Annotated in this window: 13 protein-coding genes and 1 pseudogene; 9 read left to right on the plus strand and 5 right to left on the minus strand. The window is 40.8% G+C overall.

Translation table 11 applies throughout. The features are described 5' to 3' along the window. Nucleotides 1–66: 66 nt before the first annotated feature. Nucleotides 67–423: a phage holin family protein gene (locus MKO06_RS13855; RefSeq protein ID WP_241552662.1), complete on the plus strand. Its 357-nt coding sequence runs from the start codon at nt 67–69 to the stop codon at nt 421–423. A 5-nt stretch (nt 424–428) separates the two neighbouring features. On the opposite strand, the gene MKO06_RS13860 is transcribed toward MKO06_RS13855, so the two are convergent. After that, nucleotides 429–1,553, minus strand: coding sequence for a PepSY-associated TM helix domain-containing protein (locus tag MKO06_RS13860; RefSeq protein ID WP_241552663.1), 1,125 nt, complete (start codon nt 1,551–1,553; stop codon nt 429–431). Between the two features lie 47 nt (nt 1,554–1,600). Next, complete coding sequence (locus MKO06_RS13865) at nt 1,601–4,039, minus strand: TonB-dependent receptor (protein WP_241552664.1); 2,439 nt, start codon at nt 4,037–4,039, stop codon at nt 1,601–1,603. Nucleotides 4,040–4,271: 232 nt separating this feature from the next. Between MKO06_RS13865 and MKO06_RS13870 the strand changes: the two genes are divergently transcribed. Next, nucleotides 4,272–5,063: an HAD family hydrolase gene (locus MKO06_RS13870; RefSeq protein ID WP_241552665.1), complete on the plus strand. Its 792-nt coding sequence runs from the start codon at nt 4,272–4,274 to the stop codon at nt 5,061–5,063. Here MKO06_RS13870 and MKO06_RS13875 read toward each other — a convergent pair. Further along, on the minus strand, nt 5,060–5,812 hold the full coding sequence (locus MKO06_RS13875) for a hypothetical protein (protein WP_241552666.1): 753 nt from the start codon (nt 5,810–5,812) through the stop codon (nt 5,060–5,062). The two genes, MKO06_RS13870 and MKO06_RS13875, sit on opposite strands and share 4 nt — an antisense overlap. Before the next feature lie 58 nt (nt 5,813–5,870). Further along, nucleotides 5,871–6,806, minus strand: a complete 936-nt coding sequence (locus tag MKO06_RS13880) for a L,D-transpeptidase (protein WP_241552667.1) — start codon at nt 6,804–6,806, stop codon at nt 5,871–5,873. A 584-nt stretch (nt 6,807–7,390) separates the two neighbouring features. On the opposite strand from MKO06_RS13880, the gene MKO06_RS13885 reads away from it, so the two are divergent. From MKO06_RS13885 to arsB, 7 genes and pseudogenes are all read left to right on the plus strand, one after another. After that, nucleotides 7,391–8,518 (plus strand): hypothetical protein, encoded by a 1,128-nt coding sequence (locus MKO06_RS13885; RefSeq protein WP_241552668.1) that lies wholly within the window; start codon nt 7,391–7,393, stop codon nt 8,516–8,518. A gap of 223 nt (nt 8,519–8,741) precedes the next feature. Further along, a complete protein-coding gene (locus tag MKO06_RS13890; RefSeq protein WP_241552669.1) occupies nt 8,742–9,851 on the plus strand; it encodes a toxin-antitoxin system YwqK family antitoxin in 1,110 nt (369 codons plus the stop codon). A 124-nt stretch (nt 9,852–9,975) separates the two neighbouring features. Beyond that, nucleotides 9,976–11,058 carry a Gfo/Idh/MocA family protein gene (locus tag MKO06_RS13895; protein ID WP_241552670.1) on the plus strand — a complete coding sequence of 361 codons (1,083 nt, stop codon included), beginning with the start codon at nt 9,976–9,978 and terminating at the stop codon, nt 11,056–11,058. Between the two features lie 69 nt (nt 11,059–11,127). Continuing rightward, nucleotides 11,128–11,466, plus strand: coding sequence for an ArsR/SmtB family transcription factor (locus MKO06_RS13900; RefSeq protein ID WP_241552671.1), 339 nt, complete (start codon nt 11,128–11,130; stop codon nt 11,464–11,466). Between the two features lie 49 nt (nt 11,467–11,515). Next, nucleotides 11,516–11,980: pseudogene (locus tag MKO06_RS13905) on the plus strand (DUF6428 family protein). Between the two features lie 14 nt (nt 11,981–11,994). Next, complete coding sequence (locus tag MKO06_RS13910) at nt 11,995–12,612, plus strand: low molecular weight phosphatase family protein (RefSeq protein ID WP_241552672.1); 618 nt, start codon at nt 11,995–11,997, stop codon at nt 12,610–12,612. Between the two features lies 1 nt (nt 12,613). Further along, entirely contained in the window at nt 12,614–13,663 is a 1,050-nt protein-coding gene (gene arsB / locus MKO06_RS13915) for an ACR3 family arsenite efflux transporter (protein WP_241552673.1), read from the plus strand. Here arsB and MKO06_RS13920 read toward each other — a convergent pair. Beyond that, entirely contained in the window at nt 13,655–14,293 is a 639-nt protein-coding gene (locus tag MKO06_RS13920; RefSeq protein WP_241552674.1) for an outer membrane beta-barrel protein, read from the minus strand. The two genes, arsB and MKO06_RS13920, sit on opposite strands and share 9 nt — an antisense overlap. Between the last annotated feature and the right edge of the window lie 79 nt (nt 14,294–14,372).

Below are 14,372 nucleotides of genomic sequence, written 5' to 3' on the forward strand. Positions count from 1 at the left end.
GGCTTGATCCTAAATTTAACTTTTTTAGTATCTTAGACTTACTTCTAACCTCAAAACCAAAAAGTTATGTTTCAATGGATCATCCACATCCTTATTGATGCCCTGGTATTGCTATTAGCGGCCAGGCTACTGAGCAGCGTTGAATTAAAAGGCTTTAAATCGGCCATCATTGTTGCTATTATCATAGGAGTATTGAGTTTTCTCCTTAGCTGGCTTCTTACGGCCATACTCAATATCGCAACCCTGGGTATCTTCTATTTTCTCGGGCTTGGATTTATTACACGGGTAATTGTGAATGCCATCATTATTGAGATCGCCGATAAATTAACAGACGATTTTAAAACTCATGGTTTTAAAGCATCCCTGATACTTGCTGTTTTTATAGCGATAGTAGGTACCATCGTTGATGCTATCCTGTTTTAGAAAATCTACCGGGTGAGGTGCTTCATCCGGTTCTTTCTTCCCCACCAAACGATAAAGCCTGTTACTGGCAGGGAGGCGACGAAAAGGCTAAGAATAAAGGCTATGATCTTCCCGGTCATCCCGAAAAACTGGCCGGTATGTATGCCATAGCTCATTTCCTGGAGTTTTAACCCGGTACTTTTTGAATCGTAAGGTTGCTCCTGTAGCAATTCAGCCGTTTGTGGATGAAAATAGTAATTAGACTGATGGTCATAATCCAGGGATTCTGGATAGGCTCCAGTACTTATTGGGTGATCATCTCCTTCTGTCCACACAAAATACATTTCGTTCCCGGGGGCCATTTCCATGGTTTCGTAAAAGGCGATATCAACCGGATTTTCTGAGATTCGTTCCTGTTGTACTATATTTTCAATGTGATGATCGCTTTCAAAATTCTCTCCTAGATTTCCGAAGTAATAGATCCCGGTCTTTACCCAGTCATAAGAAAAATATAGGCCGGTAATGGCTACAATGATCGCGAGGATATGAAGGTAGAATCCGCTGATATTATGCAGGTCGTAATTTAGTCTTCTCCAGCGGGCATCCCATTTGATCTTCAGGCTCTTTTTAAGATTCTTTAATTTCTTTGGCCACCAGAGAATGATCCCGGTGATCATCATAAGGATGAAAACGAGGGTAGAAACACCCACTACCTGCCGGCCGATATCCTGTGGCAACAAAAGGTACATATGCAGTGCTTTTATGATCTCAAAGAAATCTTTCGTGAAATCCTGGGCATACAAAAATTCGCCGGTATATGGATTCAAATAGAAATAATAAGGAGTTTCCTCATGAACACCGTACACGGCGACGGGCCTGTCTTTTCCAGAATAGAGCACGAAATCATCTGTAGTTCCCGGGTATCGCTGCTGTACGATCTCCTTGATCCTGGAAGGCTCCAGGTAAGGTTCATTACTTTCTTCCACGAACCTGTAATCATAGATCGCATCCTTGATCTCGTCGTGAAAAACATAGATGCAACCGGTTACCGCAACGATAAAAACAATGAGTCCGGTAATGAGTCCGAGCCACAAGTGCAGGCGTCCAGCCCATCTTTTTAACCAGGTATTTTTCTTTTTTTTCTTTGACATACTAAAAAAGGAGATCGCCTCATTGGCGATCTCCGGCTAATTCAATTCTAAAATCTGTAGGTAAGCGCTGCGGCAAAATTTCTTGGTGGCTGTGGGTTTATAGTAGACCACCCGTTAAAATAATCCTCATTGGTAAGATTATTCAGTTTCAAGTTGATGGAGAACTTATCGACATCGTAGAATACAGCAGCATTCAAAACTGTATAGGATGGCAGCGTGAACGTACCGGCTGTGTTCCTGTTAAAGATCATATTCTCGCTGGCATAGTTTCCTCCGAATCCTACTCCAAAACCTTCGGCAACACCTGCAGTAAACCTGTAACTGGCCCAAAGGTTGGCAAGGGTTTCGGGACCAGCAGATTCAGGTCTTCTTCCCAGGAAATCATCATTATCGGCCGCCTCGGTCACTTCACTATCGTTGTGGCTGAAACCTGCTACCAGGTTCAATCCGTCAATTGGGCTGGCTGTTATCCTGGCCTCGAATCCACGACTGTACTGCGTCCCGTCCTGGTTTACGTCAAGCCCGGTTCCCAGAACGATGTTTTCTACCTGGATATCATAGTAACTCAGGGTGGCGAAAAGTCGGTCGTTCAAAAAGTTAAATTTGGTCCCAAATTCAAACTGACTGGCATGCTCAGGATCGAAGGTTACTCTCCTGGTCTCCCCTGTTGCCTGGTCTATAACTTCAGAAGGTGCCACGTTGCTGAAACCATTCATATAATTGGCAAAGATCGACACCCTGTCAATGACTGGCTGATAAACCACTCCAAATTTTGGAGAAAGCGCGGTCTGGCTATTATTATCGTTCTCGAACTGGTCTATTCTCAAACTGGCCATAGCCGAAAGTGCCGGGATAATATTGAGGACATTCGATACGTAGGCACTATAAATATCTTCTTTTGTAGTCAGGTTATTGCGGTTGGTATTCGCCAGTAAGGCATCTACCGCAGCGGTAGAAAGTATCCCGCTATCGCCATCGGTGATATAACTCGCTGGATCGGTAATTCCGAAAACACTTTCGTTCACATTCTGTAAACTGGCATCGCCTATATATACATTTCCGTTACCAATATAACCGGTTCCGTTGTCTATTATCTCACGCTGAAAATAATCCAGGCCGGCCACCATTCTGTTTCTCATCCCAAATAGCTCAAAATCACCTATGAAATTCTGCTGAAGATCGGTAGTTAAAGTAGTTGAATTCTGATTATTCATAAATCTTCCTAATACGATTCCCTCGTCAAGCCCTTCATAGAATCTTGTGGTCTCATATAAGTAGGAGTAATATCCTTTAGATTTTGCGCTTCCGCGAGAAATAGCAGTTTGAGAAGTCCAGCTTTCAGATAACTTATAGTTCATCTGGCCCTGTAAACTATAAGTTGGGTTCTTTAGAGTAAGGTCATTACTGGTATAGGACCTGTTGGTATCGTAATCCAGTTCATCGATATTGGTAACCGTCAGTGGTGCTCCCCTATCTACAAACAGCATGGTTGGATTGGTAGATTCCCCGTTGTAAAATTCGGTATTCACAAAGAAGGAAAGTCTTTCGTTCACCTTATAGCTCAATGAAGGAGCTACGAAAAATGATTTTGAGAAGCCGGCGTCCTGGAACGAATTCTGGGTCTGGTAGGCTGTATTCACTCTCATGGCCACATCACCGTCTTCATCAAGTGGCGTATTTACATCGGCAGCTATTCGGTTAAGGCCAAAACTACCGAGGGTATAGGTAAGTTGCCCACCAAAATAATCATATGGTTTTTTGGTGGTAATATTGATCAATCCACCATAGGAGACCAGGCTACTTCCATATAAGGTTCCTGAAGGCCCCTTGATCACCTCAATGTTCTCAATATTGGCCGGATCAGGGCTTCCATTGGTAATAGCCGGAAGTCCGTTAACAAGGGTTGGTTGTACAGGAAAACCTCTTAAGGAATAATACCCGGCTCCGTCTCCTCCCCTTCCGGTAGACTCCCAAAGCTTGGTGATACCTGAGCTGTTCCTTAAGGCATCGTCGAAATTGGTGATGATCTGTTCTTCCAGAAGTTCAGAAGTTATATTATCATACACCTGTGGGTTTTCGATCTTATCCAAAGGCAGTTTTGACACGAAAAAGCTTTCTTCACGGTTGAATTTATTCCTGTTCCCATTGCCCTGTATCACAACCTCGTTTAATTGCTCTTCTCCCGATCTTAGAACAATATCAGGTAAATTGGTAGTCTCTCCCGGTTTGATCGAAATGGCAATTTCCTGGGGTTTGTAACCTACAAAGGAAATCCTTAGCAGGTAATTTCCATCGGGTATGCTGCCCAGGTAAAATTCACCTGAACTATCGGTTTCAGTTCCAATACCAGTGCCCTGCACATCAACATTCGCCTGGGAAACACCCTCTCCCTCGGTATTGGTCACCTTACCTCTTAGGCTCCCAGAATCCTGGGCAGAAACAGTATAAGTGAATAAAATTAGCATCAGTAGTAGTTTCCTCTTCATCTCTTAATATAATTTAGACTTATTACAAATAGGGATGCAAAACTATAGCCGGAAACTGAAAATACAAAGCTTGTTTAGATTTATTTTAAATAAAAATACTGAATAACCTGTGATTCAAATATTTAAAATTTCATTTAATAAAGATTGATTATAACAGGAACACAAAATTTAATGCTGAATTAATCCTATTAACCCTGTTATCACCTATTTTTGAAATTTCAAATTAAATCCTATGATCAAACTAATTGTAACTGATGTTGACGGAACCCTGCTAAATGATAATCATGAGTTACATCCCGACTTCTGGAAGGTTGAGGAACAGCTTACCAAAAATGGAATCCTGTTTTCCATCGCCAGCGGTCGACAATTTTACAATCTGGAGTCCAGGTTTGAAAGGATCAAGGATCGCACGATGTTCTTCGCCGAGAACGGCACCTATGTCTCACACAAAGGCAGGGAACTCTACGTGAATCCAATTGAACAGAATGCTGCCAGGGATTTTATAAGGCTTGGTAGGGATCTTGAAAATACTAACCTGGTTTTGTGCGGGAAAAATTCGGCGTATATAGAAACAAAAGATGAGGATTTCAGAAAAGAGATCTCCAAATTTTATGAAAGACTGAAAGTCGTTGATGACCTTACCCAGGTTGAAGATACCTACCTAAAAGTTACTTTATGTAATTTCAACGGTGTTGAAGAAAATACCTTTCCGCATTTTGTGAATTATACAGACAGGTATAAGGTTGCCATAGCGGCCAAGGTTTTTATCGATATCACTTCCCTTGATGCGAACAAGGGAAATGCGATAAAGGGGATTCAAAAAGAACTCGGAATAAGTCCGGAAGAAACCCTGGTTTTCGGCGATTACCTGAACGACCTTGAAATGATGAAGGTCGCCAAACACAGTTACGCGATGAAAAATGCCCATCCTGAGATCATACAGGCCAGTAATTTCAGAACCAGGTATGATAACAATGAAAATGGGGTTTTAAGAACCATAGAAGAACTAGGCCTTCTCGCTTAATTCACGATAATATTGGTTCGATCTACTCCTGTATTTCCTGTTAATGGATCATAGGCGTAAATAAGCACCTCGTAAAGTCCTTTTTCAAGGCTAAGCTTTCCGGTAAAAGTGCTGGGCTTATCTTTTTGTTCTAAAGACAACTCCGACTTTTCGCCATCTTCATTTGTGATCACGGCTTTTACCTCGTATTGATTGGCATCCCAAATCCCGTCTTTGGTGACCGGGCAGCCGCACATCATCACTACATTTGCCGTGACCTCTATTTCACTGCTTTCTGAAATTCGTTCATGGGTCTGAGGTGAAAGAATATCTACCACAAATCCCGGAATTTCCAGGACCACGCCATCTCCTGTTATTTCCTTACCGGGAATAGCCCACAGCTGGGTACTGCTCATCACAACCGCCTGTTTCTTATTTATAGGCGCATAGGCTTCGATACTTATAAAGGTTGGTTCCTGAATATTCAAAACTGCTTCGAATCCTGCGGTGGATTCTTCTGAAAGCGGTTCATTGCGCTGCCAGTCAGAGTTCATGATCTTATCGGTGTTTCCTGTACTTCCTTGGGTAAGGCCTTCAGCCAGGATTCTACCGGTGAGTACTTCCTTAACGAGGATCTTTGCTCCACCAATCGAAGAGCCTATGAATTTAGCGTCTTTCGCCTGGGCCCGTATCATGATGGAAGTTTCCTGGGAGAAAAGACCTGTTGAAAAAAGAGCGAATAATATGAAAATTGAAGCTGGCTTCTTCATGGATATGATTTTACACGCCAATTTAAGTAAAATTGAAAACTCCGTCTTCGTTTTCATTTTAAGACTGGTCTTCACCGGGGATCATTTCCTGGAAATTCCTTGGGTCTTCCTGGTATTTTCGAACATACTGGTGCAGCACATCAATCTCTTCCTGTGTAAGATCATTCGCCCGCATGTTCTGAGCCAGGTCATACCATGGTTTTTCGGCACTGTAATCATATTTTCCAAAAACCATAAAAGGCGTACCATTTTTAACAATATTCGCATTCTCTACTTTCCACATTTCTGCCCAGTCAAAAATATATTTCGCATCATCCATATATAATCTAACGCAACCGTGACTGGCGGGATAGCCCGGCATGGCGTATTGGTGAACTCCAATTCCTTCAAAATTCATGAAGTTAAAATAGTAAGGCATGATCCAGGATTCATCTACGGTGCTTATTTTCCTTTTGGCCTTGTAGTTCCCATAATTCAATCCGTTAGGAGTTCGTGTAGAGCTTTTTCCTGTGCTAACAGGCCCCCATTTGATCAACTCTCCATTTTCATATAGACCAAAAGCCTGAACGCGCTGTGATATCAGCACGGTTTTCGGGATACAGGATAAAAGATTCAGGTTTTCTGGAAAAGGACTGTAGGCATTTGGATTTTCTGAAGCACAATCGGGAACTACCACTGGTCTGTTTGGTCTAAGCCTATTCTTTTCAATCCGGTTAATGGCAAAAATCGTTTTTAACTGTTCTTCTGAATAAGAATTCAATAAACTGTCTATATCCTGACGGGAGGCCAGGGAATCTACGGTATAGCTAATATCCTTTCGAAAGACCCTGGCCTCTTTTTTCAGAACAGGGTTTCTCATCATCACATCCTCAGACTCGGCTGTTTTTGGTTCTACCAATTGGTTATTGGTATTGCAGGCAGAAATTATAGCAAAACTTAAACTTAAAAATGATAATTTACTTAAAGCGGTTAAGCCTTTCATTGTAATGGTCATTGTAATAGTAGTTTTGGTTTGTATTCCCAAATTACAATGACAATATGTGCTGCCCTGCTAATATAGCGTTAAGCATTTGTTGGCTTTATAATAATTAACCAAAGCTTGGCAATGAAGCGGAGCTTTTTAGCTTAATTTTATCTAAAGATTTAACTAAACATTTAATTACAACTACCTTTTTATTCACGTAATTTACTGTAAATAACGCAGTCAACTGAATTATTGGGGAACCTCGAATTTCCCCGATTTTTGATCTTAACGGGAATCAAATTCAGAGATCTACCCAGGCTGTATAGAGGGGATTCTGTTGAGATTTCCGGTTTTTGTGCCCTTACTTGAAAACATACATTTAAAGATTACCGGGAGTTTACCGGCCTGATATTCTTCAATCGATTAGAGGTCGTTAGAGATATTCTGCTAATAATCCCTTACCTGGTTATTAAGTAACTGATCATTTCTAAGAGTTAAGAAAAAATAGTTTTTCAAAGCTTAAACCCTGGTAACCCAATTCTTATCACGAAAATGATTAATGAAGGCTAATTTAATTTGTGTTCGCGAATAAATTGATTTTTAAATTATCAGATATGAGAACAATCATAAAATTTTGGATCGGTTTACTCGTCATGGCATCCATGATTGGCTGTTCACCTGATGATGATACTGTTAGTGACAGACTGCCATTCGATGATGATGAGTATGTTATCAACCTGAGCTTTGACCCGGAGTTTTCAGTGATCGAAAACGAACTCTCCAAAGAGATCGTGGTTTACTTTGACAAACCCGCCATTCAGGATGGGGAAATAAGTCTCAGACTTCATATTGAAGAAGGTCTGGCCGTAATTACAGAACCTGAAGCCATTAATAATATCATTAAGCTCAAGGTGAATGAAAGCGATACCAGGGTTTCTTTTATCCTTAAACCCGTGGACGATAAAATTATTCGTGGAATGAAGATTTTAAGCGTGGTTTTTGAATCTGGCCTTGGAAACTTTGAAAAAGCCGATGAGATTGGATTGAGCATCACGATCATAGATGACGAATTACAGGGAAGGTTAAAGTCCATCATTTATGGCTCTGGCGATTGGGAATGGGAAAATTTATATGAATATACCCCTTCTGGCAAAATAAAGATCATAGCTAACAGAAGTCCATGGTATGAAAATGATGGATATAGAGACGAATATTTCTATGATGCCGAAGATAGGATCAGCCATATTAAATTTGCTGAATCAAATGGCCTGGAAGGTCATTTTAAGCGAGAAATTTTCTATACCTGGGAAGATAACAAACTTCAGAAATCTGAATTATTTGAAAACGATGTCCTGAAAAGTTATTCTTTGTATGAATATGATTCGCACACTAGAATTAGTAAGAAAACCGATTTTAATAATGCTGGGCGAGCCGAAAATCTGATTCAGTATACCTACGATCAGGATGAAAATCTTTTCCAGGAAACAGTTTATAAAATAGTAGATAATGAGGCCCGTTTTATCTCCAAAACCAGCTATACATATTATCAGGACAAAGCTAGTCCCTTTGCTTTTAATCAAATTTTCCCTGGAGAGAAGGCAGAATCCAATTTACTCAATTCGATAGTTTACCAAACCGATGAAGAAGAAAACCAAATTCTCTATACCTATGAATTTGACTCAAACGGAAAACCTTTAACCAGGCGATCAGGCGATGATATATTGACCTTCCAGTATTACTGATCCTAATTCTAATATTCCTTTTAGTTTTTAGAAAAATCTGGTCACCAGATATTTTCTAAAAATTCCTTGCCTTTATTGTAACAAAATTCTAACTGTTAAGTCTTTAGGAGAATTCAATTCAGTTCAAGAACCAGAAAGTTCAATCAATTATTCCATTTCCTGCCAGGCAGTTGAACTGGAAACCAACAAATCACATCAGTCGTTTAACTAATCACCAAATAAAATGAAAACGTATTCATCACTTTTCTTAAGCTTTTTCGTATTCCTAATCGTTGCCTGCTCATCAGATGATGACAACCTGACCCCACAGAAACCAACTCCTGTTTCAAATGTTATTGTTGAATTTGACAATGATTTCAGGCTTTTTGAGAGTACCGAGAACACCGAGGTTAAATTAAAATTTAACAAAGCAGCCATCGAAGATGGCATTATCGAAATAGGTATTTCCATTCCCGAAAACCTGATCTTTTTCACCATACCATCTGCATCTAATGGGGTTATAAGAGTTCCTGTAAATAAGGGCGATTCCCATGCTACTTTCAATTTAATTCCTGATAATGATAATATTATCAAAGGCATGAGGGATATCTCTTTCACCCTAAAATCGACATCCAGTGGATTTGAAATTGGGGAGAAGGATCATTTAGAGGTCGAATTAATAGATGATGAACTATATGGGAAGCCGAAATCCTTCGAGACGACCGCAGGAAACTGGAAGGTAAGTAAAACCTATACGTATGCTGCAGACGGAAAAATCCAAAAGATCGATTGGAAAAAAGAAACTCCCAACCTTTCTACAGGAACCGATACTTACTATTATTTAAATGGAAAATTAGCCAGGATCAATTACAGTGAAAACCTTGATGAATATTTCTATTGGAATGATGATAAGATAAGTAGTTCTGAAATGGTTAAGAATGGAGAAAAAACATCTCTTTCAACATATGAGTATAATCCGGAAGGAAGTATTGCCAGCCAAACGCTTTACCATCCAGATGAAACAGGAATGCTCAAGGTTTCTTTTGTCTTTGCATACATTTATTTTTCTGATGGTAATTTGAACAAACAAATAACTTTTATCCCAGATACATCTTTTGATGGTTACGCGGTAATTTCCCAGCGAACCCATGATAATTATTCTGAAAAACTGAATAGGTTTCCCGTAAATGAGATCGTACCTACAATTATAACTCAAAAGAATCTTCCGGGTTCCTACAGGATAGAAGAGAATGGAACAGACCTGATATATAGTTTTTCATATGAATTCGATTCTGATAATAGGGCTATAAAGAGAAGCACCAGTAATGAAATTACCACTTACTCCTATTATTAAATTCCTTTCTAAAACAAAAGATTAGCTTTTTTAAACATTAAATTTTCCAACAGGCTGCTTGAGCAGCCTGTTTTTTTAAGTATAACATTAAAATTTGTACTTTAATGCTATAGAATAAGGTAACATGGAAAACAGAAGAAGCTTTATAAAAAAATCGGGCTTGTTTTTAAGCGCCGCTCTACTCCCCTTTCCCGGCTGTATAGCATCCACCTCTCAACGTAAACTCGGGGTAGCCCTGGTAGGCCTGGGGTATTATAGCACCGACCTTCTCGCACCCGCACTTCAGGAAACCGATTATTGTGAATTAAGAGGTATTGTTACCGGAAGCCCGGAAAAGATTCCCGTCTGGCAAAGAAAATATGGCATCAAAGATTCCAATGTTTACAATTATGAAAATATGGATAGCATCGCCAGCAATCCGGATATTGATGTGATCTATATCGTTCTTCCCACCGGTCTTCATGCAGAATATGCCATCAAGGCTGCTAACGCGGGTAAGCATGTTTGGTGTGAAAAACCTATGGCGAGAACTGCCGATGAATGCCGGCAGATCATCGAGGCATGCAATAAGAATCGTGTAAAACTATCCATTGGTTATCGCATGCAGCACGAGACCAATACCAAAAAGATCATGACCTGGGCCAAAACCAATCCATACGGACCTATAAAATCGGTGGTTTCTGAAGCCGGGTATAATGGCAGCACCATCAATCCGTGGAAGCTTAAAAAAGAAATGGGCGGTGGCGCTATCTATGATATGGGCGTTTACCCGATCAATGCCGCCAGGTATTCAACCGGTATGGAGCCCGTTGCCGTGACCGCTACTCAAAGTACCAACCGGCCTGAAATATTTACGGAAGTAGACGAAACCACCAGTTTCCAGCTGGAATTTCCCGGAGGAATCATGGTTGACGGAAAAACCAGTTTTGGAGAAAGTTTGAATAACCTGGAAGTAACTGCCGAGAATGGATGGTATTATCTAAGGCCGATGCAATCTTACACCGGAGTGCAGGGTAAAACCAGTGACGGACTCAACCTCCCTCCAATGAGGAAAAATCAGCAGGCCGTCCAAATGGATGACGATGCACTTGCGATCATCAATGATACCGAGGTCATGGTTCCCGGATCTGATGGCTTGAAAGATATTCATATCGTAGAGAAGATCAATGAATCGGCAGCTAACAATAGCAAAAGAATCCTTATCTGATTTTTTCCTTTTTAAATTGTTTTGCCAGCAATATTATTCATCGTAATATTGCAATATAATAAATGCTTTATGGGCGTTACCAAAACCGATCTATTCACCAAAGAACAAAACGAGCTGGCGATACTGGCCAAAGCCTTTGCCCATCCCGCCCGTATAGCTATCCTACAGCATTTGCTCAAAGCAAATACCTGTATCAACAGCGATTTGGTGAACGAACTGGGGCTGGCACAGGCAACCATTAGTCAGCATCTAAGAGAGCTTAAAAATGCCGGACTATTACAGGGAAATATTGAAGGGGTTTCAATGAGCTACTGCATCCATCCCGAAAACTGGAATAGGGTAAAGGATCTTTTCAACGGTATGTTCGATAAGATCCAGCATTGTGGACCTAAAGACGAATGTTGCTAAAAAAATTTAAAAACTAACATCGTAATAATACGATATAACGATTGTAATTATGAAACTATCAGAATTTAGGAATCAGTTAAGCAGATTGAAAGAGATCGCATTCGCACTGCCAAACGGGAACCTGGTACCGGAACATTTTCATGTTACCGAAGTTGGAAAGATCAACAAGCATTTTATCGACTGCGGGGGAACCTTGAGAGAAGAAGAAAAGATTTCTTTCCAGCTATGGGAAGAGAATGATTACAACCACCGCCTTCACCCGGAAAAACTGGTAAGTATCATTGATCTCGCTACAGAAAAACTGGGACTTCCAGATGCCGAGATCGAGGTGGAATACCAGGGTGAAAGCATCAATAAGTTCGAGCTTGGTTTCGACGGGAAGAACTTTTTGTTGTTGAACACTCAAACTGCCTGCCTGGCCCAGGAAAAATGAGGTATTCCAGCTCAAAAACCCAAAGTTAAATTATCAGAACTTCAGAATTCTTCCTGTGCCCCAGGATCGGGATGCTGTTAAAAATAAATAGAAAAATGACTAAAAACCTGCTATTCCCAGAACTTAAAGCAAAGCTCCAGCAATTGAATGACTTAAACGTCCCGGAAGAACGAAAAAAGGTTTTACAGCCTTTGATCGATTATATTCAAAAAAAGAAAAATTCTGGCGAAACCATCCTTCTCAACTTCATCTGCACGCACAATTCCAGGCGCAGCCAGTTAGCGCAGGTCTGGGCACAGGCCATTTCAGCAGAATTTGGAATAGAAACCAAATGTTATTCCGGAGGCACAGAAAAAACCGCCTTTTTTGAAAATGCGATAAAAGCAGTTGACAGAGCCGGTTTCAGGATCGACCTTGAAAAAGGAGAAAATCCTAATATAAGTGTAACCTTTTCTGAGAGTGAAGATGCTTTGATCTGCTATTCCAAGGTCTATGACGCTCCTGAAAATCCGTCAGGGAATTTCGCCGCCGTCATGACCTGCTCCCATGCCGATGAGAATTGCCCTTTTATTCCGGGAGCTGAGGCCCGTATCGCCCTGGATTATCAGGATCCCAAGGAATTCGATGGCACTCCCCTGGCCTCCCAGAAATATGATGAACGCAGCGACCAGATCGCTTCAGAAATGATCTACGTATTTAAAAACATACACTAAAATGGCAAAAAAGCTGAATTTTCTTGACAAGAACCTCACTTTATGGATCTTCCTGGCTATGGGAATTGGAGTTGGATTAGGTTACCTCTTCCCTTCAATCCCGGAAAGCATCAATTCTTATAGTAGTGGAAGCACCAATATTCCTATAGCCATTGGCCTTATCCTGATGATGTACCCGCCACTGGCCAAGGTAAAATACAGGCTACTTCCAAAAGTGTTTAAAAATGTAAAGATTCTGAGCATTTCCCTAATTCTAAACTGGGTTATTGGGCCCTTGCTGATGTTCTTCCTGGCGATCATTTTCCTGCAGGACCATCCCGAATATATGGTTGGGCTCATATTGATTGGCCTGGCACGCTGTATCGCCATGGTACTGGTATGGAATGACCTGGCGGAAGGTAGTAGCGAATATGGTGCTGGTCTGGTAGCTCTGAACAGTATTTTCCAGGTATTTGCCTACAGTTTTTACGCCTGGTTATTTATCACCAAACTGCCACCACTTTTTGGTTTTGAAGGTGCCATTGTGGATATTTCGATCGCGACAATTGCTGAAAGCGTAGCCATTTATTTAGGGATTCCATTTGCCATGGGAATCTTAAGCCGACTTATTCTCGTGAAATTAAAAGGAGAAAAATGGTATGAAAACAGCTTTATTCCACGCATATCGCCAATAACCCTTATCGCTCTTCTATTTACGATCATTCTTATGTTCTCGTTGAAGGGTGAACTGATCGTGGAAATTCCTATGGACGTGGTACGAATCGCGATCCCGTTGCTTATCTATTTCAGCCTGATGTTCCTCATTAGTTTCTTTGCCAGTAAAGCACTCGGGGCTTCGTATGAAAGGAATGCTTCGATCTCCTTTACCGCTGCAGGAAACAACTTTGAGCTTGCCATTGCAGTTGCGATCGCGGTATTTGGTTTGAATAGCGGCCAGGCTTTTGCAGGGGTTATAGGCCCTCTGGTTGAAGTTCCTGCGTTGATCTTACTGGTTAGGGTGTCGTTCTGGCTTAAAAGGAAATATTATCCCAGCGCGTTCCAGTTAAAATAAATAGCTAAGACCAAAATAAATGCTGCTTAGATTCAGGGTGAAATTGAAGTAATCGTTAGAGCCATCTGGCCTGTCATCCTGATTAATGTCCCTGTGTGAATATTGAAGGATGCCCAGTCTGGCATTCAGTAGAAATCTATTTGATAACTGGTAGCTTAATCCGGGCTGTATGGCAGCAGAATAACTGTTCACGGTCCTTTCTGTACAATTGATACAGGTTTCTGATTCGTTACTACTCCACTGGCGACTATATTCCAGGGAACCTGTAAAATTAAGGGCAAACGATCTGGAAATAGGCAGGTATTTCTTTAAATAAGGAGCTATTAAAAAAACATGTCCATTATATTCTGAATAAGAGCTCGTTCTGACACTTTTATCATAAGCATAACTGTAACCGGTTAGCATACCTAAGGCCAGGTTATCACTAATAAAATAGCCTGCTTCGGGCCTGATGGAAAATGCAAAGCTTCTGCTTTCTGAAGACTGACTTTCTGAACGATTCCCACTGGCATTAACATATCCTCCCATAATCCAGGACCCTTCCTGGATCAGGAATTTCTCGGAATCGGTTTGGGCATTAAGGCATAGGCTAAAAAATACGAGGAAAAAAAGGGAAAGATTGAATTTCATAAACTGGCTTTAGAACACAAGGATAGGAAAATTCAGCCCAAAATTATAACTGTTAGGTATAAAATCAACTGTTTTTCTT

The organism is Christiangramia oceanisediminis (assembly GCF_022570735.2).
In the GTDB taxonomy this organism is placed as follows: Bacteria; Bacteroidota; Bacteroidia; order Flavobacteriales; family Flavobacteriaceae; genus Christiangramia; species Christiangramia oceanisediminis.